Raw genomic sequence first — 26,262 nt, forward strand, 5'->3', positions numbered from 1 at the left:
TGGGGTTTTACAATAAACCAACCTGAGCGGCTCTAAGAAAGCCAGCATCTGATTTTGTCGATCAGTAAAATCAACTCATAAAAAAACCCGCCGAAGCGGGTTTTAAATTAATCGGTTAACATAATCAACCAGTTAACTTAATCAACTCATTAAGAAAGCAGAGCGCAGTAATTACTGGCCTTTAACTTCTTTCAGACCGTTGAATGGTGCGCGGTCGCCCAGCGCTTCTTCGATACGGATCAGTTGGTTGTATTTAGCAACACGGTCAGAACGGCTCATAGAACCCGTTTTGATTTGGCCTGCTGCTGTACCTACTGCCAAGTCAGCGATAGTCGCATCTTCGGTTTCACCTGAACGGTGAGAGATAACCGCGGTGTAACCTGCGTCTTTTGCCATCTTAATAGCAGCCAGAGTTTCGGTCAGAGAACCGATCTGGTTGAATTTGATCAAGATAGAGTTAGCAACACCTTTCTCGATACCTTCTTTCAGGATCTTGGTGTTGGTTACGAACAGGTCATCACCCACCAACTGGATTTTGTCACCCAGAACTTCAGTCTGGTATTTGAAGCCAGCCCAGTCAGATTCGTCCAGACCATCTTCAATGGAGACGATTGGGTACTGTTTGGTCAAGTCTTCCAGGAAGTGAGTAAACTCTTCGGAAGTGAAGGCTTTGTTACCTTCGCCAGCCAGAACATATTTGCCGTCTTTATAGAACTCAGAAGCCGCACAGTCCATAGCCAGAGTGATGTCTTTGCCCAGCTCGTAGCCTGCTGCTTTTACTGCTTCAGCGATAACAGCCAGTGCCTCAGCGTTAGAACCCAGGTTTGGTGCATAGCCGCCTTCATCACCAACAGCCGTGTTCAGGCCTTTGGCTTTCAGTACTTTAGCCAGATGGTGGAACACTTCAGAACCGATGCGAACCGCTTCTTTCAGAGTTTTAGCGCCAACTGGCTGAATCATAAACTCTTGAATATCAACGTTGTTGTCAGCATGTTCGCCGCCGTTGATGATGTTCATCATTGGCAGTGGCATAGAGAATTTGCCTGGGGTGCCGTTCAATTCAGCAATGTGCTCGTACAAAGGCATGCCTTTAGACGCTGCTGCTGCTTTCGCTGCTGCCAGAGAAACAGCCAGAATGGCGTTAGCACCAAACTGGGATTTGTTCTCAGTACCGTCCAGATCGATCATGATTTTATCGATGTTGGCCTGATCTTTGGCATCTTTACCAATAACTGCCTGAGCAATTGGGCCATTTACCGCAGCAACGGCTTTCAATACGCCTTTGCCCAAGAAACGGGATTTGTCACCGTCACGCAGTTCCAGTGCTTCACGGGAACCAGTAGAAGCACCTGATGGTGCCGCAGCCAAACCAACGAAACCGCCTTCTAAATGAACTTCGGCTTCTACAGTTGGATTACCACGGGAGTCGATGATTTCACGACCGATGACTTTAACAATTTTGGACATTAGATTTTCCTCAGTACAAGTTAAACTAAAACTCCAGACAGAGGGGGCGACATCTCAGCCGCCCCCTACCACCAAATATTTTATTTCACCTGGCGCTTTTGATAATCACCAGCCGCTTTCACAAAGCCGGCAAACAACGGGTGACCATCACGTGGCGTCGAAGTAAATTCTGGATGGAATTGACAAGCCACAAACCACGGGTGGTCTGGTAACTCGATGATTTCCACCAGTTTGTTATCCGCAGAACGCCCCGCCACGCGTAAACCAGCAGCTTCAATCTGCTTCAACAACATATTGTTTACTTCATAGCGATGACGATGACGCTCAACGATGGTCGGTTCGCCATACATTTGACGAACCAAACTACCTTCGGTCAGGTGACATTGCTGCCCCCCTACGCGCATGGTACCGCCCAAATCGCTTTCTTCCGTACGGATTTCAACGTTACCGTCTTCATCACGCCATTCGGTGATTAATGCAACCACCGGATACTTACAGTCTGGCACAAATTCTGTAGAGTTCGCGTTTTCCATCCCCGCCACATTGCGGGCGAACTCCATCAGCGCAACTTGCATACCCAGGCAAATGCCCAGATAAGGAATATTGTGTTCACGGGCATAACGCGCCGCCAGGACCTTGCCTTCCACGCCACGGTAGCCGAAACCACCAGGTATCAAGATCGCATCAAGCTCTTTAAGCATCTCTTCACCGCGGGTTTCAACATCCTGCGAATCAATAAGCTTAATATTAACGGTCAGACGATTTTTCAACCCACCGTGCTTCAATGCTTCAATCACTGATTTATAGGCATCCGGCAATTCTACATATTTACCGATCATCCCGATGGTCACTTCGCCACCCGGATTTGATTCTTCGTATAATACCTGTTCCCATTCCGCAAGATTTGCTTCAGGACAAGTTAAGCTGAATCGTTTACAAATATAATCGTCAAGGCCCTGTGATTTCAATAGCCCTGGGATTTTATAAATGGAATCAACATCTTTAAGAGAGATAACTGCTTTTTCTGGCACATTACAGAATAATGCAATTTTGGCACGTTCATTAGCAGGAACGGCACGGTCAGAACGGCAAATCAGCACATCCGGTTGAATACCGATAGATAGCAGTTCTTTAACCGAATGTTGCGTTGGCTTGGTTTTGACTTCACCAGCAGCAGCCAGATAAGGAACCAGCGTCAGGTGCATATAAAGAGTATGCTCGCGGCCAACATCAACCGCCATCTGACGAATAGCTTCCAAGAATGGCAGGGATTCGATATCCCCTACGGTGCCGCCAATTTCGACCAATACAACATCATGGCCTTCACCGCCTTCAATGATGCGCTCTTTGATTGCATTGGTGATATGGGGAATAACCTGAATGGTTGCACCCAAATAGTCGCCACGGCGTTCTTTACGCAGAACTTCGGAATAGATACGGCCAGTGGTGAAGTTGTTACGACGGGTCATTTTGGTGCGAATGAAGCGCTCATAGTGCCCTAAATCCAGATCGGTCTCAGCACCATCTTCGGTGACAAAAACTTCCCCGTGTTGTGTCGGGCTCATGGTGCCCGGATCCACGTTGATATACGGGTCCAGTTTCATGATGGTAACGTTGAGGCCACGGGCTTCAAGTATAGCCGCCAGGGAGGCTGCGGCAATGCCTTTACCCAGAGAGGATACGACCCCGCCGGTCACAAAAATATAATTAGTTGTCATGCTGAACCTGAGAGTTTAGGTTTAAAGACGATGGAAGTACCAGGACGGGAAAGTAGTATACCGGAACCTTGGTTTCGCTACAAATGATCTCCGCACCCGTGGCGGTTTTTACCACTAAAACCGCGCAGAACAGCGTCTTGCTATCCGTTATAATTCAATATATTAACGTAATTAAAATTCCACAACCATCTGTAAAATGAATTAAAACACCTTACATTTCAGTTTCTTGCTTTTTAACTTGCTGCCAGGCGGCTTCCATTTCATCAAGCGTCGCACTCTCCATGGTTTGACCTGATGCCATAACTATTTGTTCTACCTGACGAAAACGCCGTTCAAACTTACGATTAGCCGCTTGTAGCGCATTCTCAGCTTTATGGCCCAGATGGCGCGATAGATTGACGGTGGCAAAGAGTAAATCACCAATTTCCTCACCCAACTTTTCCTCATTGACGACTGTCTGACGCGCTTCGAACATGACTTCGTCAATCTCTTCGTAAACCTTATCGAGTACCGGCCCTAACGTGCTCCAATCAAAACCGACTGACGCACAACGTTTCTGAATTTTATGGGCTTTCATCAATGCAGGCAACGCATCAGGGATATCATCCAATGCTGAATACAATGCCTTCTCTGCTCGCTCTTCGGCTTTCCGTGATTCCCACCCCGCCAGTGCGGCCTCACTGTCAACCGCCGCCTGAGTGACATTTTGAGACGCATCAGGGAAGACATGGGGATGGCGGCGCTCAAGTTTATCGCTAATCGCATGGCAAACGTCATCAAAGGCAAACAGCCCCTGCTCCTGCCCCATTTGGGCATAAAACACCACCTGGAACAGCAAATCACCCAGTTCTTCTCGAAGGTCATCAAAATCCTTGCGCGCAATCGCATCAAGCACCTCGTAAGTCTCTTCCAGCGTATAAGGAGCGATGGTGTCAAAGGTCTGTTTGCGATCCCATGGGCAACCATTCTCTGGGTCACGCAGAGCGCGCATAATATCCAATAAACGTTGCAGGGCGACTGCTGTAGAATCAGGGAAAGTCACTGGTTGAGTCATTTCAATTTATTCACTTTTTTGTCTTTAAAATTCGAAGCGTCGAGAGCATAGGCAGATTGATTGCAGCCAGCCGCCACGCCCCCGAAATGTATACCCGATCTTATAAAAACCGGTACATGAGGAGGGCGAGCACCGCCCAATATCAATAGAGTAAAGCGCAATCAATAGAGCAAAGCGTAATCAATAGAGTAAAGCGCAATAGCAGTCCAGATTAAAAAGCCTAATTGCCATGGAGGCGGCGGGCGTCTATTACATCCGGCAACTGATTCAGCTTAGCCAATACCCGGCCCAGCACCTGTAAGTTATAGATCTCGATATCCATATCGATAGTCGCCACCATCTTTTTGGTATCGCTGCGACTAGCAACGCCCAGTACGTTAACTTTCTCATTTGCCAGGATAGTAGTGATATCGCGCAATAACCCACTGCGGTCATTAGCAGTAACCCGCACCACCAGCGAATAGCCGCTGGAGTAGCTTTCGCCCCAGACTGCATCGACAATCCGTTCCGGTGCATGGGATTCCAATTCAGCCAACTGTTCACAATCTGCACGGTGGATCGATATCCCCCGCCCTTGAGTGATAAAGCCGATAATTTCATCACCGGGGATCGGCTGGCAACAACGGGCAATATGGTGCATCAGGTTACCAACACCTTCGACCACAATACGCCCACTGTCTTTGCTGGCGTTACGTGGCGCGGGCTGATGCTTGTTATTCAGATGACGGAGTGCCTCTAAATCAGCCTCTTCCGCCGTTGGCTTATTCAGTTTGCCCTGGAGGAAGTTCACCATCTGATTCAAACGGATATCACCACCACCTATCGCCGCTAACACTTCATCCATCGAATTCATGTTGTAACGCGGAACAAGTAGCTTCTCAGCCTCTTTCAGACTGATATCCAGGTGCTCTAGCTCATCGTCCAGCATTTGCCGGCCAGCAAGAATATTCTTATCTCTATCTTGTTTGCGGAACCAGTTATGAATTTTGGAACGCCCGCGGCTGGTCGTGATGTAACCGAGGTTAGGATTCAGCCAGTCACGGCTTGGGTTTGGCTGTTTTTGAGTGATAATTTCAATTTGATCACCCATCTGTAACTGATAAGTAAACGGCACAATGCGGCCACTGATTTTAGCACCGATACAACGGTGACCCACATCGCTATGAATATGGTAGGCAAAATCCAGCGGCGTCGAACCCGCAGGCAGGTCAATCACATCGCCTTTTGGCGTAAACACGTACACCCGATCATCAAATACCTGGCTGCGCACTTCATCCAGCATTTCGCCAGAATCAGCCATCTCTTCCTGCCAGGCAATCAGTTTACGTAACCAGGCAATTCGCCCTTCATAACTCGAACGGCCCGCGGCTACCGCCCCTTCTTTATATTTCCAGTGCGCAGCAACCCCCAACTCTGCATCTTCATGCATCTGGCGGGTGCGGATCTGAATTTCTAACGTTTTACCTCGTGGCCCAAGCACCACGGTATGGATCGATTGGTAACCATTTGGCTTAGGGTTGGCCACATAATCATCAAATTCATCAGGTAAATGGCGAAAGTGCGTGTGAACAATCCCTAACGCGGCATAACAATCCTGCAAACGTTCCACCACCACCCGCACCGCACGGACGTCGAACAGTTCATCAAAGGCCAGCGACTTTTTCTGCATTTTGCGCCAAATGCTGTAGATATGCTTTGGTCGGCCATAAATGTCGGCTTTAATGCCTTCGTCGGCCATCGCCTTATGTAATGAAGCAACGAAGTCATCAATAAATTGTTCGCGATCAATACGCCTCTCGTGAAGTAATTTGGCGATTTTCTTATATTCATCCGGATGCAGATAACGGAAGCAGAAATCCTCCAGTTCCCATTTAATCTGGCCAATCCCCAAACGGTTCGCCAGTGGCGCGTAAATATTGGAACACTCTTTAGCCGCCAGAACACGTTCATCTTCCGGCGCATCTTTGACTTCACGCAGATGAGCGATCCGCTCTGCCAGCTTGATCACCACGCAGCGGAAATCCTCCACCATCGCCAATAACATACGGCGCACGTTATCGACTTGCTCCGAGCTCATGGAATCGTTGTGAGTGGCTTTTAACTGACGGATAGCATCCATATCACGCACGCCGTGTACCAGATACGTAATCCCCTTACCGAATTGCTCAGTCAGAGTAGTTTCATCCACGATATTGGCGTCTACCAGCGGGAACAGCAGCGCCGCGCGCATACTGTCGTTATCCATACTCAGAGTGGAAAGAATTTCAACCATTTCAAGACCGCGCCACAATAATAACGAGGCATCGGGATGGTTTTGCGTCTGTTGCTCACAGTAACGCCAGGTTTCAGCTAATCGCTCAGATGACTGCGGATTGGCAAGCCCTAAACTGGCGATCCAATCGTCAAGAGCAAACTCACCCGCTGGGTTTAAATGCGCACTTCGTACCGCAACCATAACTTCTCCCTACTTTGCGACCTCTAACGCTTGAATAAACAGCGCCATAGATTCAAGATGCCCGGTGTGCGGGAACATATCCAACATACGCACCTGAGCAAGACGATAACCCACTCCTGATAAAACATGGCGCATTGGGTAAATTATTGCTTAACGCATTATACAGCCCATTAGTGACAAACGCCGCAACTCCTTCACCCTCAAAGGTTTACCAAACACGCCGCCAGCAGCAAGATAAACTTGCTCTCCCGGTAAGATATCAGGGATAAAAACGATCACTCCCTGATGGTGTGCCCCACCAAAGTAAAGGGGCCAAGAAAATATACTGTCACAGTTATGGTTTACCGGGTCGTCACACGCCTGTTTGGAGAGTAGAATTGCACCACATTGATTGATCAAGCATCAGTTTCATTAGCGACTCATTCTCCCACATTGGAATACCATGACCAAATACAGTCTTCGCGCGCGCATGATGATTTTAATCTTGGCTCCCACGCTGCTTCTTGGGCTGTTACTCAGTACATCCTTTATGGTCAATCGCTATAATGAATTGCAAAACCAAATAGTTAGCGCAGGGACCAATATTATTGAACCGTTGGCCGTTGCCAGCGAATACGGCATGAGTTTCCGAAACCGCGACACCGTCCGACAGCTGATTAACCTACTACACCGTCGTCACTCGAATATTGTTCGGTCAATATCTGTTTTTGACGTAGATAATAAGCTTTTTGTTACATCCAACTACAATTACAATTCCTCACAATTAAGACTCCCTCAAGGCGAGCCCATCCCCGACTCTCTGATGCTTTCGTATCGTGGGGATTCGCTGATCCTACGAATGCCCATTGTCTCTGAATCTAATTTATCCAGTGAGCAAGCATCCGGACAGGGGGAAAGTGACCATATACTGGGCTATATCGCCATTGATTTGGATTTACAATCAGTACGCCTGAAACAATATAAAGAAATATTCATTTCAACGTTGCTACTGCTGTTCTGTATGTGTGTAGCCATTTTATTTGCTTACCGCCTGATGCGAGATGTCACCGGCCCTATCCGCAACATGGTCAATACCGTCGACCGTATTCGTCGCGGGCAATTAGACAGCCGGGTTGAAGGCCATATGCTCGGGGAACTGGATATTCTTAAAAATGGTATCAATTCAATGGCGATGTCACTCGCGGCCTATCATGAAGAGATGCAGCAGAATATTGATCAAGCGACATCGGACTTGCGCGAAACACTCGAACAAATGGAAATCCAGAATGTGGAGCTGGGGCTGGCGAAAAAGCGTGCTCAAGAAGCCTCTCGAATTAAATCGGAGTTCCTGGCCAATATGTCCCATGAGCTGCGTACACCACTAAATGGGGTAATTGGTTTTACCCGACAAACACTGAAAACCTCGCTGACACCTACGCAAACTGACTATTTACAAACCATCCAGCGTTCGGCTAACAACCTGTTATGCATCATTAACGATGTACTGGATTTCTCCAAACTGGAAGCCGATAAACTGATACTTGAGCATATTCCCTTTTCGCTACGTGGAACGTTAGATGAAGTCATTATTTTGCTGGCACATACGGCTCATGAAAAAGGGCTAGAGCTGACGTTACATATCAATAATGACGTGCCAGACCAAGTGTTAGGTGATGCCATGCGTTTGCAGCAAATCGTCACTAACTTGCTGGGTAATGCGATTAAATTCACCGAAGAAGGCAATATTGATATTTTGGTCGTCGTGAAGGCTACTGCATCGCAGCAAGTGACCTTAATGGTAGAGATCCATGATACCGGTATCGGTATTTCCGAATCCCAGCAAGCACAGCTATTCCAGGCTTTCCGTCAGGCGGATGCCAGTACCTCTCGACGCCATGGGGGGACCGGGCTTGGCCTGGTGATTACAGAACGGTTAGTGAAAGAAATGGGCGGTAATATCAGTTTCCAAAGCCAGATGGGTTGCGGTTCAATCTTCAGATTCCACCTCACATTAGAACTTAACGAGAGTATCCCTTATCGCCAGCCTGATATGGCGCATTTAGAGGGGAAACAGCTGGCTTATATTGAGCGTAATTCTACGGCGGCAAGAGCAACGATAAATATACTCAACACCACACCATTGCAGGTGACTCATCGTCAGGCTTTAGCTCAGTTACCTGAACAACATTATGATTTCCTGCTGGTCGGGGTACCAATCCCATTTAGAAATAACATGGCAATTCATCAGGATAAATTGCTAACAGCACTAAAAATTGCCGATCATGTCATCTTGGCGCTACCAAGCCAATCACAAGTAGAAGCCGAGCAACTTAAACAAATCGGAGCCAAAAGTTGCCTGCTGAAACCCATATCATCTAGCAGGCTTATCCCTTTACTCTTAGCCGAGGACACTCATAGCAAAGTGCTACCAGAGGAGCAGCCACGTAGGCAACCAAAGTTACCTTTCAGGGTGATGGCTGTTGACGACAACCCTGCGAATCTGAAGCTAATAGGTACCCTGCTTGAAGAGCAAATTGAGGAAACGGTGCTGTGCGATAGCGGTGCCAAGGCGATCACCTATGCGCGTGATCACACTCTGGATATCATTTTAATGGATATTCAAATGCCGGAAATCGATGGTATCCGTGCCAGTGAAATTATTCACCAGATACCGCATCACCAAGATACACCAATCATTGCGGTCACCGCCCATGCCGTTAAAGGCCAGCAAGAGCAACTGTTAAGATTGGGTATGGCAGATTATCTGGCAAAGCCTATTGATGAAGCACGGCTGTTACAGGTACTCTCCCGTTATCAAAGCGATAATCCGCCATTATCTACAGCATCTACAGCATCTACAGCAGAAAGCCTGCCACTTCCCGTGCCTAAAGGTTCTGGGGTCATAGATTGGGCACAGGCTGTCAGGCAAGCCGCCAATAAAGAAGATCTGGCACGGGATCTCTTAACCATGTTGCTAGAATTTATGCCGCTGATTACCTCCCGTGTGCAGGCGATTCTGGCAGGGGCTGACGATGATGATATTCTGAATTTGGTGCATAAATTCCATGGCAGTTGCGCCTGTAGCGGTGTGCCACGCCTCAGACAACTGTGCATGACTATTGAACTACAGTTGCGTCAGCAGGTTAATTTGCAGGATTTAGAACCCGAGTGGCTTGAGTTACTGGATGAGATAGAAAATGTCAGCGAAGCGGCTAAAACCTATTTACGTACAGAGTGATACCCTCGAACGCTTGTGGAAATAGAAAACCAAAAAGGGCACAGCGAGGTGAACTGTGCCCTTGAGTTAGATGGAAATCACACGGGACCTACATAATATTTACTGCATTGATACCCGTTACTGCATCAATACTTTACTGCATCAATACTTTACTGCATCAATAAATAGAGTGAAGTGTCACCACGTTGAATATTCAACGCCAATACCGGTGGTTTGGCATCGAGGATTTTCCGCAGCTCACCCAGGTTTTGGACTGGTTGCTGGTTAATCCCCATGATGATGTCACCTTTTTTCAGGCCGATACGCGCCGCAGCAGTGCCTGGTTTTACGCTATCAACTTTCACCCCTTTCTTACCGCTAACGTCGCTGTTGCTCAGTTCAGCCCCCTCAATACCGGTGTAGAGATTGCCGGATTCCACCTGACTGTGGCTGCTCTGCTCCAGTACGACATCCACATTGATGGGTTTGCCATCACGCAGCAGACCCAAGGTCATTTTGCTGCCAACAGGTAGCGTGCCGATCTCGGCGCGGAACCCTGCAAAACTGTTGATAGCTTTCCCATTCATACTGACAATAATATCGCCCGCTTTGATACCCGCTTTTGCCGCAGCAGATTTAGGTACAACCTGACTAATAAAGGCACCTTTCTGCGCATCAACCTTCATGGCTTTTGCCAGTTCAGAGTTTAGCTCGGTCCCCATAATGCCCAGTTCACCGCGTTTTACCTGACCAAACTCAACCATCTGTGATGTTAGGTTCTTCACCATGTTGCTTGGGATAGCAAAGCCAATACCAATGTTGCCGCCATCCGGAGCCAGAATAGCGGTGTTAATACCAATCAACTCACCGTTCAGATTGATTAATGCGCCGCCGGAATTACCGCGGTTAATCGCCGCATCAGTCTGGATAAAGTTTTCATAGTTTTCTACATTCAAACCACTGCGCCCTAAAGCAGAGACAATACCGGATGTCACGGTTTCACCCAAGCCATACGGGTTCCCGATAGCCACGGTATAGTCACCGACTCGCAGTTGATCCGAATTGGCAATCTTAATCGCAGTCAGATTTTTAGCGTCTTTCAGTTGTAACAGCGCGATATCGGTACGTGGATCTTTACCGATCACCTTGGCATCAAAACTGCGGCCATCGCTCAGTTTTACGCTGATCTTGTTCGCATTATCGACCACGTGGTTATTGGTAACGACATACCCCTTGCCCGCATCAATAATGACACCGGAACCAAGCGAACGGAATTCCCGCTTACTTGGTATTCCCTGCCCTAATCCGCCCAGCCCCCCTTGACACATTGGAGAGCCTTGGAACGGTGAACCGTCCTGACAGAATGGCGAATCATCACCAAAGAACTGCTGGAATTGTGGTGGCATACCGCGCGCACCAGCACTGCTTACAGGCGCACTACCTTCAACGTTGATACTGACAACTGAAGGCATTACTTTCTCTAGCATTGGCGCCAGGCTAGGGAGCTGCTGGCTACTCGATGCTGCCGTCTCTGCCGCAACGGCGGAAGAAACCGGGCCCATGGCGAAACCAATGCTCAATGCCAATGCACTTAATACTAAAGTTGTTTTTTTCATATATTCGCGTTCTCACTATACAATTAAAAATGAATAAATAGCGGCTATGTGGCCGACTAATACCGTACGCCGTCTTGCCTAGTAAGATTAAATATGGGGGATGAAGTTCATAGGGCCAAGAAAATTAAGAGTAAAAAATATTGTCCGTCTTTACAAAACTATAATTAATTAAACGGACAATTCAACTTTCTTGCATACTATTCCGCAGCCATTAAACGCCGGTATTCATCATAAGCATAAAGATCGGTCATACCACTGATATAATCCTGAATTAACCGCGCACGATAATAATATTCATATATCTCATATTGTTCGGACGGTAAATTACGGATTCTTTCTGCGGATTCAGCATAAGCTAACCGATGTTTAATCGATAATTTATGAAATAACCGTGTTTCAATTGGATACTTACGGTGGCTATCATCTGCAACTAATTGTGTAAAGGCTGTTTCTGGCATTGCTAATAGCGGGCTATAAATATCAAGCAATCCACTGATTACTCTATATCCTTGTAATTCAAGCTGTTCAACTTCTGGGTGGTTAAATACATGTTTTACTGCGACACGTTTGAAAATTTGCAATAATTTACAAGCGGCACTGGAATCTTCTAACAATGCCTGGTTAAAAGATCCTGAAAAAACGGCAGGTAAATTTTCAATAAAGCGTTGTGCGGCATGAGGGACTAATTTCCCCACGGTATTTACCCGTAGATACATAAAGAACTGGTCTTCTGAGCTACGCCTGCCTTGCTCGCGGCCTAATTGACGAAAAGCGGCCCCCACGACTTTATCAAACAGATCCCCCGGAGCAACGGTACCCCACTCTTGGCTCATATGATCATAGAGTTGTTCGACACTGAAAATATTTTTTTCTACTGCATCTTCTAAATCGGCTATACAGTAAGAAATATCATCGGCGGCTTCCATAATATAGGTCAGTGGAAAACGGTCAAACTCCTCCATATTGAGTTCGCGGCGTAGTTCTTTGACGTAATTTTCCTCTGCCAGATAGAAGCCGGGTTTTTTCATCAAATAGTTATGGGACGCTGGAATAGGTGCTGACCAATAAGCAGGCTTAGTATATTTAAGAATACAGCCCACCTGAGCATAGGTCAGATTCAGTTTTAATAAACTGTGAACCAGACGAATAGCCTGAGCGTTGCCCTCAAACTGGCTAAGGTCATGACGAATTTTACTGCGCAGAATATTAAGCTCGGTTTCTCCCTCACGTAGCTTCAGCACCTCTACCTGGCATTGATCCGCGCTTTGTGGCTCAGAACCGCTGCCGCCGTTAGGATCCATCCGTTTTGTAAACCAATCATTGATCGCTGACTCACCGAAATGACCAAATGGCGGGTTACCAATGTCATGCATCAGACAGGCCATTTCAACAATACTTTCAAAAGGATCGAGTAACTTATCCAAACCGTAAGCGGTGATTTTTTTATCTTGCTTAAAACGGTTCAGGATCTCTTTAGCGATATAACGCCCGACTTGTTGTACTTCCAGCGAATGCGTTAATCGGCTACGAACGGCGGCATTGCGCTCCAGCGGGAATACTTGCGTTTTTTGTTGCAGACGCCGGATAGCAGCAGAATTAACAATCCGCCCACGATCACTTTCAAATACCCTTGTTATTTCATATTCATCTTCTGCTGAACTGGGCTTACTAAAAGGCCGCTGGAAACTTATTTTCTGCTTAAAGTCGATCCCGGACATATTTCCCCCTGGCTATCTATATCAAGACTATCCTGTATTCAAAAGCATCCTGCATTCAAATTCATCTTGTAGTCAAAAATATTCTGTATTCAAAACCATGCACTTACCAACAGTGATACCTATTAGTGGCAGTAGATGCAATGGATTACGCATGAAGTGCGGCACATTACGCATTAATGACAGCGAATTGCCCGAATATGTTCTTACCTGATAAGCTACGCAGCGAGAAATGACAGGTTAATCCCTCCCTTTAAAATCAGCGAGTATCCATATGAAAGTAGGCATTATTGGCGCCATGGAAGAAGAAGTAACATTGCTGCGTGACCGGATTGAAAACCGTCAAACATTGGCACGTGCGGGTTGTGAAATTTATACCGGTCAGATAAACGGTATTGATGTCGCATTACTGAAATCGGGCATAGGTAAGGTTGCCGCGGCAATGGGAACCACTCTGCTGCTAGAACATTGCCAACCGGATATCGTGATCAACACCGGTTCCGCGGGCGGCCTGGCCTCTACCCTCAAAGTGGGTGATATCGTTGTCTCCAATGAAGTCCGCTATCACGACGCAGATGTAACCGCCTTCGGCTATGAGCCAGGCCAAATGGCGGGTTGCCCAGCCGCCTTCGTTGCAGATGAAGATTTGATCGCACTGGCAGAGAATTGCATTCAACAATTAAAACTCAATGCAGTCCGTGGCCTGATTTGTAGCGGTGATGCTTTCATTAATGGGGCCGAGCCTTTAGCACGCATTCGTGCGGCCTTCCCAACGGTGGCGGCAGTTGAAATGGAAGCCGCGGCTATCGGCCACGTTTGCTACCTGTTTAATACCCCCTTTGTTGTAGTCCGAGCTATTTCTGATGTCGCCGATCAAGCATCTCACCTAAGCTTTGAAGAGTTCCTGGTGGTTGCGGCGAAGCAATCGACCCTAATGATCGAAGCCATGTTAACCACCTTGGCGCAACGCAGTTAATGATGCCACGGGGTCTTTTTCCTCTGCCACACGTAGCCGCTGTGTTACTGATTAGCCTGCTAACACTCCCAGCACTGGCTGCCGAACGGGTTATCAGTTTATCGCCCAGCACCACTGAGTTGGCTTATGCTGCAGGTTTGGGCGATAAACTGGTCGCGGTCAGCGCGTACTCTGATTACCCGGAATCGGCTAAAAAGTTAGAACATGTGGCGTCGTGGCAAGGCATTAACATTGAGCGTATTCTGGCATTAAAACCTGATCTGATCCTCGCCTGGCGTGGGGGGAATCCACAGCGGCCGCTGGATCAATTAGCAGCATTGGGTATTCCGATCTTCTACTCTGACCCCACGCATATCGATCAGATTGCCAGCGATCTGGATAAGTTAGCGCAATACAGTCCGCGACCTGAACAGGCACATCAGGCTGCCGAACAATTCCGCCAACAAGTCAACACCCTGCGTGACCGCTATGCCAGCAGTCAGCCAAAGCGTACCTTTTTGCAATTTGGTACTCAGCCACTGTTTACCAGCTCTGGACACACTTTGCAGAATGAAGTCATTTCACTCTGTGGTGGAGAGAATATTTTTGCCGACAGCCGGGTTCCCTGGCCACAAGTCAGCCGTGAGCAAGTTATGACACGTAAGCCGCAGATCATCGTGGTGAGCGGTACGCAGTCACAAGTCGATAACGTCACCGCCTTTTGGTTGCCTCAGCTTGCGGTACCGGTTATCGCCCTGAATGAAGACTGGTTTAATCGTGCCAGCCCACGTATTCTGCTGGCCGCTCAACAGCTGTGCCAACAAATGGCCAGTATTCCACCCCCCGTAGCGGAGTCACATTAATGCTGGTTTATTGGCTGGATATCTTAGGTACTGCGGTATTTGCTATCTCTGGTGTATTACTGGCAGGAAAACTACGTATGGATCCATTTGGCGTACTGGTTCTGGGGGTGGTTACTGCCGTCGGTGGTGGCACGATCCGTGACATGGCACTAGCCAATGGCCCGGTATTTTGGGTGAAGGATCCCACCGATCTGGTCGTCGCCATGGTGACGTGTCTGGCAACCATCGTACTGGTGCGTCAACCCAGGCGCACGGCGAAATGGATCCTGCCAGTGTTGGATGCGATTGGTTTAGCGGTATTCGTCGGTATCGGGGTTAATAAAGCTTTTGCCGCTGATGCCAGCCCATTAGTCGCTATCTGTATGGGCGTAATAACCGGTGTCGGTGGTGGAATTATCCGCGACGTCTTGGCCCGTGAGATCCCGATGATCCTGCGTACTGAGATTTATGCGACGGCCTGTATCATTGGCGGGATAGTACATGCCACCGCTTTCTATACATTTAACATGCCATTACAGCAAGCCATGATGTTAGGTATGGTGATAACCCTCGGTATTCGGCTCGCCGCAATCCGTTGGCATTTAAAATTACCAACCTTCGAAATAGAGCATTGAGATATTACTGCCGAATAACCATCTTTGAGTATAAAAAACCGCGGCCATTCACATGGTAGCGGTTTTTTAGCGATGCTTTGGTTTTAGCGGTACTTTGCTGGCAGGTTTATGCCCAAAGTCATTGGCGTTACAGCAAGGCAGCAAACGAACGCGTCCCGATGAGCTTATTTATATAAAACCAACGACAGGTCAGTGATTCGGGTAAGTGAGTGCGGCTAACACCGCTGTAGCGCCAAGGACGCAGGGTAAATTAGATACTGAAAGAAGAACCACACCCGCAAGTACTCTTTGCATTAGGGTTAGTCACGATAAAACGAGAACCTTCCAGCCCTTCAGTATAATCCACGGCACCGCCAACTAAATATTGCAGGCTCATTGGGTCAACAACCAGCTCAACACCTTGTTTTTCAATGGTCATATCACCATCATTAACCTGATCATCAAAAGTAAAACCATATTGGAACCCGCTACATCCACCACCAGTAATGTAAACACGCAGTTTCAGATTCGGGTTTTCCTCATCAGAAATCAGTAGTTTAACTTTCTTTGCCGCTGCCTCGGTAAACTGTAGGGGCAGTACTGTTTCGTTGCTCATACTCATCACTCCCAACCGGTGTTCGAGTTGCAGGTTACTACAATGGCAGCCTGATCTATGGCTCGATTATCTAATACCTGAGTATTTCATTCAAGTACTCAGGGCTAATGTTATATTATCTGCCTGTTTGTGGGTCACTTTCAACCGCCGGTTCTTGCACCATTGCAGTGGCACAAGCTTGCTCCTGTTTCGCTAATGTGCGGGCTAAGATGGCCGAATATAACGGCTTCCCTCCCATAAATTGAGCGATCAACGTCGCCCCCAAACAAGTAACAATCATCGGTAAAATAAGCTGATAATTATCCGTCATTTCAAGTACCAATACGATCCCAGTCAGTGGCGCGCGTACTGAGGCAGCAAACAGTGCGCCCATGCCAGCAATGGCGAAAGTACCGGCTTCGATGCCATATTGTGGGAAAAAGTGCGCACAGGACAGACCGAATGCAGTCCCCAAAATGGTCCCTAATGCCAACATTGGGGCAAATATACCCCCTGGAGCGCCCGATCCAAAACACAGTAAAGTTGTGATGACCCGAGCGATAAAAATGAACAACAGCATGCCGATGCTGAAATTACCGGCTGCCGCGATAGGGATCAATGCAAAACCACCGCCCACCGCATTGCCATGAAGCAATGCTAATAAACCGCACATCCCCCCGAGCAAGCCTCCGATCAAAACCAATTTACGCCAATCACCACCATGAAAGCGCACAAACATATCTTGTGTTCGAAAGATAAGAGCATTGAATATGACGCCCACAGCACCGAAAATAATGCCTAATAATAAGTAAAGCCAGAGGGTATTCAGAGGAACATCACTGAGTTTACCAACCTCAATAATTGCACGTTCGCCATTAAAATAGCGGTAAACAATCGTTGAGGTAATCACCCCAACAAATACCGCTTTAATAGAGACCAGGCTGTAGCGAAACTGCGAACGCATCTCTTCGATAACAAACAGAATCCCTGCCAGCGGGGCATTAAATGCCGCAGACAACCCTGCGGCAGCACCGGTTGCTAATAATGAATGACGGGCTTCCGAGCTACGCAAACGAAAAATATCCACAATCATTCGCCCACTGTTCCCCCCCATTTGTACCATTGGCCCTTCACGGCCTAAAACCATTCCTGCGCCCAATGTCCCAAGGCCACCAATAAATTTAACGGGGATCACTCGCCACCAGCGCACTGGACGAATTTCCTCCATTGCCCCTTCGATTTCGGGGATCCCAGAACCTCCAGCCTCAGGAGCAAAGCGACGAACCAAAAAATAGCCCATCATCGCCAGTAGTGCGGACATGATAAAAGCCAGAGGCCATACCAAGAGTGCGTTATCCGCTACATTAGCCAGTGCTATCAGCCGCTGTTGCTGGATCCAATCGACACCTCGATCAAATGCCACGCCTAATAATCCCGTTACCACACCGACAACAGCGGCCATGATAAGAATAATTAAGGGTGTCTTATCACGATTAACCAGTTCACGGATAAAGCGGCCACGCTTACCTTCAGCGGTGCCTTCAGCAGGAAGTTGTTGTGTTGAATGAGTCATAGTTAATCTGTTTATCAGCTAAGCAATACGTAATACAAATTTGATGTAACCAGAGTCTAGTCTACGCACCTATGGTACGCCTGCCATATAGCCAATGAAATGATCTGGCTCAGGAAGGCGTGTTCATGTACGGCTATCGCTATTTGCGGCACGTTACGCATACTGACAGCTAAATATGCCCAATTATTTGATAACCGCCGTCAGTTCTTTAGAATAAGCTGCATTCTTCTTTTCTCAAGCCCCATGTTGTCACAAGAACGACGTTACGGAGGCTAAAATTGCCAAGATGAATAATGTTTCCAAAGTGAATAACGTTGCCAAGCCCAATTCAGGAGCCAATTTATGAGTAAATCCGAAAATCTGTATGCCCAGGCACAACAGTTGATCCCGGGCGGGGTTAACTCTCCGGTGCGTGCATTCACAGGTGTTGGTGGCATCCCACTCTTTATTGAACGAGCTGATGGTGCCTACCTCTTTGACGTAGATGGCAAAGCCTATATTGACTATGTTGGATCTTGGGGGCCGATGATCTTGGGCCATAATCACCCTGCGATCCGTCAGGCGGTCATTGAAGCAGTTGAACGTGGCCTGAGTTTTGGCGCCCCGACAGAGATGGAAGTGAAGATGGCGCAGTTGGTCACTGATTTAGTGCCAACCATGGATATGGTACGGATGGTCAACTCCGGTACCGAAGCCACCATGAGTGCCATCCGTCTGGCCCGAGGCTATACCGGCCGCGATAAGATAATTAAATTCGAAGGCTGTTATCACGGCCATGCAGATTGTTTGTTAGTAAAAGCGGGATCAGGCGCACTGACACTGGGTCAGCCAAATTCACCTGGTGTTCCAGCAGATTTTGCCAAACACACCCTGACCTGTACCTATAACGATCTGGCTTCTGTACGACAGGCCTTTGAGCAATATCCGCAAGAAGTGGCTTGTATTATCGTTGAGCCAGTAGCCGGTAATATGAATTGCATTCCCCCGTTGCCAGAGTTCCTGCCTGGTCTGCGCGCTTTGTGTGATGAGTTTGGTGCTCTGCTTATCATCGATGAAGTCATGACCGGATTTCGCGTAGCATTAGCTGGCGCACAGGATTATTACAATGTCATCCCTGATTTAACCTGTCTGGGTAAAATCATTGGTGGCGGTATGCCAGTAGGCGCTTTTGGCGGCCGTCGTGATGTAATGGATGCACTGGCACCAACTGGCCCGGTTTACCAAGCCGGTACGCTATCCGGTAACCCTATCGCTATGGCCGCTGGCTTTGCCTGCCTGACAGAAATCTCTCAGGTCGGTATTTATGAAACGCTGACCGAATTAACCGACTTGCTGGCTACTGGCCTGCTGCATGCCGCTAAAGAGGAAAATATCCCACTGGTGGTTAACCACGTCGGTGGGATGTTTGGCATATTCTTTACCGACGCTGATACCGTCACCTGCTATAAGGATGTAATGAACTGTGATGTTGAGCGCTTTAAGCGCTTCTTCCATTTGATGCTGGAAGAAGGTGTCTATCTGGCGCCATCAGCCTTTGAAGCGGGCTTTATGTCTCTGGCTCACAGCAACGAAGATATTCAGAAAACCGTCAATGCCGCTCGTCGATGCTTTGCTAAACTTTAATCCAACATCTGTTTGAATTTTAGCCAAAAACAGAAGGAAATCTCCTCTCCGGAGGAGATTTCAGATTGTAGACAGACCCCGATGACTCGATCTGAAACGGTGAGAAAAGGCAGAAGAGTAAAGCGGTGGCATCACATTAACAGAGCACTCGCCTGATAAAATTACCGCCCCTGTTTTCGCAGCAAATAAACAAAATAGGGCGCCCCAATAAATGTCGCTAATAGACCTGCGGGGATCTGATTTGGGAACAACAGCATCCGCCCACACCAGTCAGCTAATATCATCAATAATCCGCCCAAAATAGCCGCGATAATCAGTTGCGGAATAGCACGACGGAAGCCCAGCATCCGGGCCATATGCGGAGCCATCAACCCCACAAAACTCAACGGCCCAACGGTCAGGGTCGCCGCAGCCGTCAATGTAGCGGCCAACAATAAAATCGCTAACCGACTGGGAGCCAGAGCCATCCCTAATGCTCTAGCGGTCACACTGCCTAATGGCAAAATCATTAACCAACGGCGGCACAAAGGAGAAAATGCTATTAACACCACGGCAATTAAGCCTGTCGTCAACGCTTGTGAGCCTTCAACAGAATAAGTCGAGCCAGAAATCCATGTCAGCAACCCACGCATCCGTGGGTCTCCACTGGCCAGCAACATGGTGATCACGGTAGTAAAAGCGGTACTCAACGCAATCCCTGCCAATAGCATCCGGCCTGGAGAAAACCCGCCTCGCCCAGCAACAACCATGATCAGCAATAGCGTGATGGCAGCACCCAAACTCCCCGCAGGCAACAACCACTCCAGTGCATTACCAGGGACGATAAACAGCATAATGACCACGCCAAAAGCCGCACCAGAGCTGATACCCAACACTTCCGGGCTAGCCATCGGGTTACCGGTCAATTTTTGAATTAATGTGCCCGCAACCGCCAGCATCATACCCGCAGCCAGTGCCGCCAATACCCGTGGCCAGCGCCAATGTAACAGTGCCTGTAATTCATCACCGACTATCCAGCGCCAACCTTGGCTATCACGGCCAAACATCAGCGCTACAATCAATCCCCCCAACAACAGCAGCAAACCCGCACTGGTCCATAATCCTAAACGCTGCCGCTCTACCGGAACCGAGTCCCCCAAATCCATGGTTGGCGCAGTCGTACTGTGTAAGCGGGGTAACAACCACAATAACAATGGCGCACCAATCAGCGCCGTAGCGGCACCGGTTGGGATCTCTCGCCAGACTTGTGTCAACCAGATGATGCCCTGGTCCGTAACCCATAGCAGCAATGCACCAACAATAGGTGCCAGTATAAGGCGTTGTGATAACCGCCGTGCCCCCAAAATTTTCGCCAACAATGGCGCAAATAGCCCGATAAAACCAATCACACCCACCGCATTAACCAACATGGCGCTGAATATAATCGCCAATCCCAGCGCACTCAGGCGAGCCAGTGACAACCCTAACCCCAGATTGCGAGCGACACCATCATCCAATCCCAATAGGGTCAACGGACGAATCAAGAGGGCCGCCAATATGCCGCTAATCAATAAGCGCGGTAACAGAAACTGTACCGTACTCCAATCCTGCTGATTCAGCGCACCACTGCTCCACAAAAATAGTCCCTGTAACTGGTCATAATTGAACAGTGCCAGCAGGTTACTCACCGCGCTACAGTAAAGCCCCAACACCAGACCAGCTAAAATCAATGTAACCGGTGACAGGCGCTTCCCCCAGGCAACGCCAAAGACCAGCCCCCCAACCGTCATGCCACCAATCATCGCCGCCAGTTGCCGGGTTAACTCACCACCAGGCAACATCCACAACGTGGCTATTGTTAGCCCTAACTGGGCACCGGCGGCAACACCCAGAGTGGCCGGTTCAGCCAGTGGGTTACGCAGGACTTGTTGGAATAAAACCCCTACCAACCCCAGCCCCGCACCGGTGAGTAATGCCACCGCTAGACGAGGTAACTGGCTGTAATGAAATAACATCTGGCGCACATCGTCTCGATCAGGCCGCCATAGGGCTTCAGACCAGAGAGAGGAAGGTAATAATTGGTTAAGGTTATAAAACGTCAGGGAGACGGCAATAGCCACCAATAGGCCAAGTAAACCTGCGGGGAGCCGCCAGCCCTCACGTAAGCTTATAACCCTCATGGCGCTTTCCCCCACGCCTGTTCCAGTAAACGAACGAAGCGCATGGCTGACAGTGTCGCACCGTAGAACCAAACCGGTGGCAGGAGACGTAATTGGTTTTCTCGTACAAAAGACAGCGATTGCCATAATGGGGTTCGTGCAACCTGCTGTAATATTTCATTATTTCCATGGCCGAAACACACCGCACGCGCTGTTTTTATCGTCGCCAAACGCTCAATACCCACCACCGCACTGCCCCAGAAATTGGTCTCCCCCTGCCAGGCATTCTCAATATTCAAGATGTTCAATACATCCTGAAACAGGCTGCCGTTACCGATAATCAACGCATGACGGGGATCCAACAGAGAGAACATTAATAACGGAGTCTGCATGTCGCCAGATAAACGCGCACGGGCTGCCAGCATAAAATTTTCAAAATCAGCAAGATGCTGTTGCGCAGCCGTCGCCAATCCCAAACGCTGCCCCAATGTCTGTAATGAGTTTTTGCCTACAGCCAGCGGTGAACTGCCCTGTTCATTAAACGCAAAACTCATCGTGGGCGCGATAGGCGCAAGTTTCTCCGGCGAAGGGCCATAACCCTGCGACAGCAGGATCAGCGATGGAGCCATTTGCTGTAGTAATTCCAGATTGGGTTCAGTGCGCTGACCGACATTAATCACATCCGCAGGCAGAGCAGGCTCCCCAACCCATAGGCGATAGTTATGGATATCAGCGACACCAAACGGTGTAACCCCCAATGCCAGTAGCAATTCGACAGGTAACCACTCCAATGCGACGACCCTTTTAGTATCGATATCCCTTTGGATATCGATCACTCTGTCTATATCGAGTAATGGCTGATCGTTCTTCGGCGCCGCCGCGACCAGACTGGGCAATGAGAACAGTAATGGCGATAACGTTAATGCCATCAGTAGCCGACGTCGGTAATAATCTGGCCCCGATAAGCAATCTGGACCCGATAAATAATTCGAAGCCGATGAAGAAGAGAGATCCATGGGTAAATGTGTCTTCATTAATAAACAAAACTTACCGGCGCACCGCCAGCCGGGTGCGGTAAAATACCCATTGGGATACCATAAATTTGTTCTAACACCGCACTCTGCATCAGGCTATCTGCCGGGCCTTGGGCGATCATTTCACCGCCCCGCAATGCCACTAGATGATCACAATAACGAGCTGCCATATTGATATCGTGTAACACGGCAATTACGGTTAGGCCACGCTCGTGGCTGAGACGCTGAATTAGCCCCAAGACCTCCACCTGATGAGCAATATCCAGCGCGGAGGTAGGTTCATCTAGCAGCAGGCAGCGGCTGTTTTGCGCCACCATCATCGCCAACCAAGCCCGCTGCCGCTCACCGCCAGACAAGCTATCCACCAGGCGGCTAGCCAGTGGTTTCAAATCTACCAGTGCAATCGCCTCTTCGACTTGTTGGCGGTCCTCCTGACGAAAGCGCCCTAGCGCGCCATGCCACGGATAACGGCCAATGGCGACTAATTCACGCACCGTCATCCCTTCTGCGGCTGGTAATTGCTGCGGCAAATAGGCCACTTCGCGGGCAAACGCCTTACTGTCCCATTGAGCAAGTGGCACATCATTGAGAACTACCTGACCACTTGATGGCGGTTGATGGCGACCCAGCATTTTTAACAGTGTCGATTTACCGGAACCGTTATGGCCGATCAACCCACAGACCTTTCCTTGTGGAAATGTCAGTGACAGCGGCTGTAATAAGGTTCGACCAGGAACCGAAAAACTCAGTTCACGGAGTATAAAAGTGCTGGATTGGCTTGCCTGTAAGTCCAAGATAGTGCCCTGCTGTACGCGATTAAAAATTAACGGGTAGATACCCGTCAGACGGCTGCCCCCCTACAACTTGATCTCAAGAGGTAAGGATAGGTGGGGGAAGACGCGGCCTGAACGTTAGCGAAAAATGAATAGTAACGATAATGATTAGCAAAGCGAAACAATTATCAAAGCCGGTAGTTTATGCGTAACCCGCGGAAGACTGCAAGGGCTATGCTGTGCTGATTTTTTGGGAGAAACAAGGAAGGGAAGCGCAAAGAAAAAATTGGCGGGCGCAGTCTGTAAACCACGCCCGCCGTCACATTTTATTGACCAAACATCTCTTTTATCCAATCGGCAACACCATCACCGTTAGGTTTTGTGGGATCTTGAGTGGGTGCCAGCCCCTGGCACAGAGCTTGCGGATTTTCGGTCCAAACAGGAATCACGCGCACCCCGCTCCCCTCACCACAAACGAAGTTCCCAGCCGAATCAATGCTCATTTGGCTAATGCCTTCTGGCGGCGGCAAAATCAGCGGCAACGGCGTTTGGTTTTCCAGATAGCGGCGATACAAGGTTAACGCGCCACTGGCCCCGGTCAGCTTGGTCGGCCCGTTATTGTCGCGCCCAATCCAGGCAATCGCTACTTCTTTGCCATCAATACCGGCAAACCAGCTGTCACGTAGATCGTTGGTTGTCCCTGTTTTGGCCGCCAGATTATATTTGCCGAACTTCGCCGATAGAGAACGTGACGTACCACGAGCGACCCCTTGCTGCATCGCATACAGCGTCAGGTAAGAGGCTTGTGCAGGAACCATACGTTCTGCCTGTGGGAAGCTCTGATACAGCACGGTCCCATCCTCAGCAATAACCGAGCGCACAGCCGATAACGGTGCGCGGTTACCGCCACTGGCGATAGTCTGGTATTCCTGCGCGACTTCAACTGGAGTTAGGTCGATCGCCCCCAATAACATGGCAGGAACCGGATTAATCGCCGCTTTCGGGATCCCAAGGCGTTGCAGTGTGGCGCTGATCTGATCTAAGCCAACTGACATCCCCAAATTGACTGTCGGTATGTTCAGTGAGTTCACCAAAGCATCCATCAACATGACCTGACCACGGAACTGGCGATCATAGTTTTTCGGCTGCCACAATGAACCGTTCGATAATTTAAGCGACAGCGGTTGGTCCGAAAGCCAGGTATTGAGGCGGTACTTATCCGGCTCACTCAGCGCGGCCAGATAGGTTGGCGGTTTGGCGAGTGACCCCACCAAACGACGGGCCTGTATCGCACGGTTAAAACCTGCAAATTGTGGCTGTGAACCGCCCACCATGGCACGCACCTCACCACTGAAGCGGTCAACCACCACCATCGCCGCTTCCAGATCATTCATATTACGGGCAGCTCTCAACGCAGGAATACCGTCTTCGATGGCTTTTTCGGCGGCGTCTTGTGAAACCGGATCCAAGGTGGTGAAGATCTTCACACCAGACAGATCATTGACCTTGTTACCCAACTTCTGTTGCAACTCTTGGCGCACCATCTGCATAAAGGCAGGCTGAGGTGTGATGACCCCGCCTTTCGGCTGTACCCCCAGTGGACGGGCACTGAGCATGGTGTAAAGCTCAGCATCAATAATCCCTTGATTCTGCAACAAGCGCAGAACCAGATTACGCCGCTCAAGTGCCAGCTTAGGGTTACGCCACGGGTTATACAGTGAGGCCCCTTTCACCATGCCAACCAACATGGCTTGCTGATCGAGACTCAATTCATCAACCGGGCGGCCAAAGTAATACAAGCTACCTAGCGGGAAACCACGGATTTGGTCACCACCACTCTGACCAAGATAGACTTCGTTCAGATACAGTTCCAAGATCCGATCTTTGCTGTAGCGATAATCCATCAACAGGGCCATATAGGCCTCGTTAAGTTTACGTACCAGCGAACGTTCATTGGTCAGGAACAGGTTTTTCACTAACTGCTGCGTCAGCGTACTGCCCCCCTGCACCGCTTTACCGGCTGTCAGGTTAGCGACCACGGCACGAGCAATGGAATACGGGCTGACACCGTCATGCTCATAGAAATGGCGGTCTTCAGTCGCCAGCAAGGTGTCCACCAACAAATCAGGGAACCCGGCGCGCGGAACAAACAGACGTTGTTCACCATTAGGTGATTGCAGCATGGTAATCAACTTGGGATCGAGGCGGAATAGCCCGAAATCACGCTGATTGTCCAGATTTTGAATCTGGGCCAGGCGGTCATTCTTGAACAGTAAACGGGCGCGGATCTGGCCTTCTTTACCATCTGGAAAATCGAATGGCCGGCGCAAGATATCGATACTGTCGTTCTGAACCGTGAACTCCCCTGGGCGGGTCATGCGACTGACCTGACGGTATTGCATCCCTTCCAGCAAAGCGATCATCTCTTTTTTGCTGTAGGACATGCCCGGCTCAAGATTGACCATGCGGCCATACACGGCGGCAGGTAATTGCCAGACTTTGCCATCAATACGGCTGCGGATTTGCGAATCGAGGTAAACCCCATAGATCGCCAAAGCCACGGCACCAATCAGGAACAGTTTGATCAACAACCCGAGCCAACGGCGTTTCTTGCGAGGTGGTCGTGATGCTACTTTTCTTGGCATCGGTTCCTCCTCGTCATCATAATCATCATCGTTTTGTTCTTCGTCATAACCTTCTTCGTATTCATCTTCATCACGCCGACGGCGCAGTGGACGTTTTGGTGCTGCTTTGGGTTGGGCTTTCTTGCCCTTGCGCCCTATCGGCTCACGATCGTCCCCAGACATGTTTCCTATCTCCACGCGCATTGGCGATTATTGCGGCTTAATGTGTTCCCCAATTCACCGGATGGAAACGAGAAACATCTGAAATTA

Annotated in this window: 18 protein-coding genes; 5 read left to right on the plus strand and 13 right to left on the minus strand. The window is 49.0% G+C overall.

Translation table 11 applies throughout. The features are described 5' to 3' along the window. Positions 1 to 171: 171 nt before the first annotated feature. The 5 genes from eno to AC971_RS04510 form a co-directional block, all read right to left on the minus strand. Positions 172 to 1,467, minus strand: coding sequence for a phosphopyruvate hydratase (eno, locus tag AC971_RS04490; protein ID WP_002209377.1), 1,296 nt, complete (start codon positions 1,465 to 1,467; stop codon positions 172 to 174). Positions 1,468 to 1,547: 80 nt separating this feature from the next. Then, positions 1,548 to 3,185 carry a glutamine hydrolyzing CTP synthase gene (pyrG, locus tag AC971_RS04495; RefSeq protein WP_002209376.1) on the minus strand — a complete coding sequence of 546 codons (1,638 nt, stop codon included), beginning with the start codon at positions 3,183 to 3,185 and terminating at the stop codon, positions 1,548 to 1,550. Positions 3,186 to 3,396: 211 nt separating this feature from the next. Continuing rightward, positions 3,397 to 4,239, minus strand: coding sequence for a nucleoside triphosphate pyrophosphohydrolase (gene mazG, locus AC971_RS04500; RefSeq protein WP_025382652.1), 843 nt, complete (start codon positions 4,237 to 4,239; stop codon positions 3,397 to 3,399). Between the two features lie 220 nt (positions 4,240 to 4,459). Further along, entirely contained in the window at positions 4,460 to 6,694 is a 2,235-nt protein-coding gene (relA, locus tag AC971_RS04505) for a GTP diphosphokinase (RefSeq protein ID WP_025382651.1), read from the minus strand. A 9-nt stretch (positions 6,695 to 6,703) separates the two neighbouring features. Beyond that, the gene (locus AC971_RS04510) at positions 6,704 to 6,829 is read right to left on the minus strand and encodes a 23S rRNA methyltransferase (RefSeq protein ID WP_025382650.1); all 126 of its coding nucleotides are present in this window, start codon (positions 6,827 to 6,829) and stop codon (positions 6,704 to 6,706) included. A 307-nt stretch (positions 6,830 to 7,136) separates the two neighbouring features. On the opposite strand from AC971_RS04510, the gene barA reads away from it, so the two are divergent. After that, complete coding sequence (gene barA / locus AC971_RS04515; RefSeq protein ID WP_025382649.1) at positions 7,137 to 9,911, plus strand: two-component sensor histidine kinase BarA; 2,775 nt, start codon at positions 7,137 to 7,139, stop codon at positions 9,909 to 9,911. Between the two features lie 149 nt (positions 9,912 to 10,060). Here the strand turns inward: barA and degP are convergent, their stop codons facing one another. Next, entirely contained in the window at positions 10,061 to 11,506 is a 1,446-nt protein-coding gene (degP, locus tag AC971_RS04520; RefSeq protein WP_025382648.1) for a serine endoprotease DegP, read from the minus strand. A gap of 197 nt (positions 11,507 to 11,703) precedes the next feature. Beyond that, positions 11,704 to 13,224 (minus strand): dGTPase, encoded by a 1,521-nt coding sequence (gene dgt, locus AC971_RS04525; RefSeq protein WP_025382647.1) that lies wholly within the window; start codon positions 13,222 to 13,224, stop codon positions 11,704 to 11,706. A 271-nt stretch (positions 13,225 to 13,495) separates the two neighbouring features. Between dgt and mtnN the strand changes: the two genes are divergently transcribed. From mtnN to AC971_RS04540, 3 genes are read left to right on the plus strand one after another with little or no spacing between them, the layout of a single operon-like run. After that, positions 13,496 to 14,197, plus strand: a complete 702-nt coding sequence (gene mtnN / locus AC971_RS04530; protein ID WP_025382646.1) for a 5'-methylthioadenosine/S-adenosylhomocysteine nucleosidase — start codon at positions 13,496 to 13,498, stop codon at positions 14,195 to 14,197. Continuing rightward, complete coding sequence (gene btuF, locus AC971_RS04535; RefSeq protein WP_025382645.1) at positions 14,197 to 15,039, plus strand: vitamin B12 ABC transporter substrate-binding protein BtuF; 843 nt, start codon at positions 14,197 to 14,199, stop codon at positions 15,037 to 15,039. Before mtnN ends, btuF begins: the two co-directional genes overlap by 1 nt. Continuing rightward, positions 15,039 to 15,653 (plus strand): TRIC cation channel family protein, encoded by a 615-nt coding sequence (locus AC971_RS04540; RefSeq protein WP_002209366.1) that lies wholly within the window; start codon positions 15,039 to 15,041, stop codon positions 15,651 to 15,653. Before btuF ends, AC971_RS04540 begins: the two co-directional genes overlap by 1 nt. 250 nt (positions 15,654 to 15,903) lie before the next feature. Here the strand turns inward: AC971_RS04540 and erpA are convergent, their stop codons facing one another. Next, positions 15,904 to 16,248, minus strand: a complete 345-nt coding sequence (erpA, locus tag AC971_RS04545; RefSeq protein WP_002209365.1) for an iron-sulfur cluster insertion protein ErpA — start codon at positions 16,246 to 16,248, stop codon at positions 15,904 to 15,906. A gap of 115 nt (positions 16,249 to 16,363) precedes the next feature. Next, positions 16,364 to 17,800, minus strand: a complete 1,437-nt coding sequence (clcA, locus tag AC971_RS04550; protein ID WP_025382644.1) for a H(+)/Cl(-) exchange transporter ClcA — start codon at positions 17,798 to 17,800, stop codon at positions 16,364 to 16,366. Positions 17,801 to 18,142: 342 nt separating this feature from the next. Between clcA and hemL the strand changes: the two genes are divergently transcribed. Further along, complete coding sequence (gene hemL, locus AC971_RS04555) at positions 18,143 to 19,423, plus strand: glutamate-1-semialdehyde 2,1-aminomutase (RefSeq protein WP_025382643.1); 1,281 nt, start codon at positions 18,143 to 18,145, stop codon at positions 19,421 to 19,423. A gap of 161 nt (positions 19,424 to 19,584) precedes the next feature. On the opposite strand, the gene fhuB is transcribed toward hemL, so the two are convergent. From fhuB to mrcB, 4 genes are all read right to left on the minus strand, one after another. Continuing rightward, positions 19,585 to 21,582 carry a Fe(3+)-hydroxamate ABC transporter permease FhuB gene (gene fhuB / locus AC971_RS04560; RefSeq protein WP_025382642.1) on the minus strand — a complete coding sequence of 666 codons (1,998 nt, stop codon included), beginning with the start codon at positions 21,580 to 21,582 and terminating at the stop codon, positions 19,585 to 19,587. Further along, the gene (gene fhuD / locus AC971_RS04565) at positions 21,579 to 22,490 is read right to left on the minus strand and encodes a Fe(3+)-hydroxamate ABC transporter substrate-binding protein FhuD (RefSeq protein ID WP_025382641.1); all 912 of its coding nucleotides are present in this window, start codon (positions 22,488 to 22,490) and stop codon (positions 21,579 to 21,581) included. The genes fhuB and fhuD overlap by 4 nt, the downstream gene beginning before the upstream one ends. A gap of 104 nt (positions 22,491 to 22,594) precedes the next feature. Next, positions 22,595 to 23,389 (minus strand): Fe3+-hydroxamate ABC transporter ATP-binding protein FhuC, encoded by a 795-nt coding sequence (gene fhuC, locus AC971_RS04570; protein WP_025382640.1) that lies wholly within the window; start codon positions 23,387 to 23,389, stop codon positions 22,595 to 22,597. 305 nt (positions 23,390 to 23,694) lie between these two features. Further along, positions 23,695 to 26,175, minus strand: a complete 2,481-nt coding sequence (gene mrcB, locus AC971_RS04575; protein WP_025382639.1) for a bifunctional glycosyl transferase/transpeptidase — start codon at positions 26,173 to 26,175, stop codon at positions 23,695 to 23,697. Positions 26,176 to 26,262 lie beyond the last annotated feature (87 nt).

It is taken from the genome of Yersinia similis, assembly GCF_001053095.1.
Classification (GTDB): Bacteria; Pseudomonadota; Gammaproteobacteria; order Enterobacterales; family Enterobacteriaceae; genus Yersinia; species Yersinia similis.

Coding starts and splice junctions, on each gene's coding strand:
- erpA (WP_002209365.1), bottom strand. CDS start 16,248: ATGAGCAACGAAACAGTACTGCCCCTACAGTTTACCGAGGCAGCGGCA.
- hemL (WP_025382643.1), top strand. CDS start 18,143: ATGAGTAAATCCGAAAATCTGTATGCCCAGGCACAACAGTTGATCCCG.
- mazG (WP_025382652.1), bottom strand. CDS start 4,239: ATGACTCAACCAGTGACTTTCCCTGATTCTACAGCAGTCGCCCTGCAA.
- fhuD (WP_025382641.1), bottom strand. CDS start 22,490: ATGGCATTAACGTTATCGCCATTACTGTTCTCATTGCCCAGTCTGGTC.
- AC971_RS04510 (WP_025382650.1), bottom strand. CDS start 6,829: ATGCGCCATGTTTTATCAGGAGTGGGTTATCGTCTTGCTCAGGTGCGT.
- mrcB (WP_025382639.1), bottom strand. CDS start 26,175: ATGTCTGGGGACGATCGTGAGCCGATAGGGCGCAAGGGCAAGAAAGCC.
- AC971_RS04540 (WP_002209366.1), top strand. CDS start 15,039: ATGCTGGTTTATTGGCTGGATATCTTAGGTACTGCGGTATTTGCTATC.
- clcA (WP_025382644.1), bottom strand. CDS start 17,800: ATGACTCATTCAACACAACAACTTCCTGCTGAAGGCACCGCTGAAGGT.
- mtnN (WP_025382646.1), top strand. CDS start 13,496: ATGAAAGTAGGCATTATTGGCGCCATGGAAGAAGAAGTAACATTGCTG.
- eno (WP_002209377.1), bottom strand. CDS start 1,467: ATGTCCAAAATTGTTAAAGTCATCGGTCGTGAAATCATCGACTCCCGT.
- dgt (WP_025382647.1), bottom strand. CDS start 13,224: ATGTCCGGGATCGACTTTAAGCAGAAAATAAGTTTCCAGCGGCCTTTT.
- fhuB (WP_025382642.1), bottom strand. CDS start 21,582: ATGAGGGTTATAAGCTTACGTGAGGGCTGGCGGCTCCCCGCAGGTTTA.
- btuF (WP_025382645.1), top strand. CDS start 14,197: ATGATGCCACGGGGTCTTTTTCCTCTGCCACACGTAGCCGCTGTGTTA.
- barA (WP_025382649.1), top strand. CDS start 7,137: ATGACCAAATACAGTCTTCGCGCGCGCATGATGATTTTAATCTTGGCT.
- pyrG (WP_002209376.1), bottom strand. CDS start 3,185: ATGACAACTAATTATATTTTTGTGACCGGCGGGGTCGTATCCTCTCTG.
- relA (WP_025382651.1), bottom strand. CDS start 6,694: ATGGTTGCGGTACGAAGTGCGCATTTAAACCCAGCGGGTGAGTTTGCT.
- degP (WP_025382648.1), bottom strand. CDS start 11,506: ATGAAAAAAACAACTTTAGTATTAAGTGCATTGGCATTGAGCATTGGT.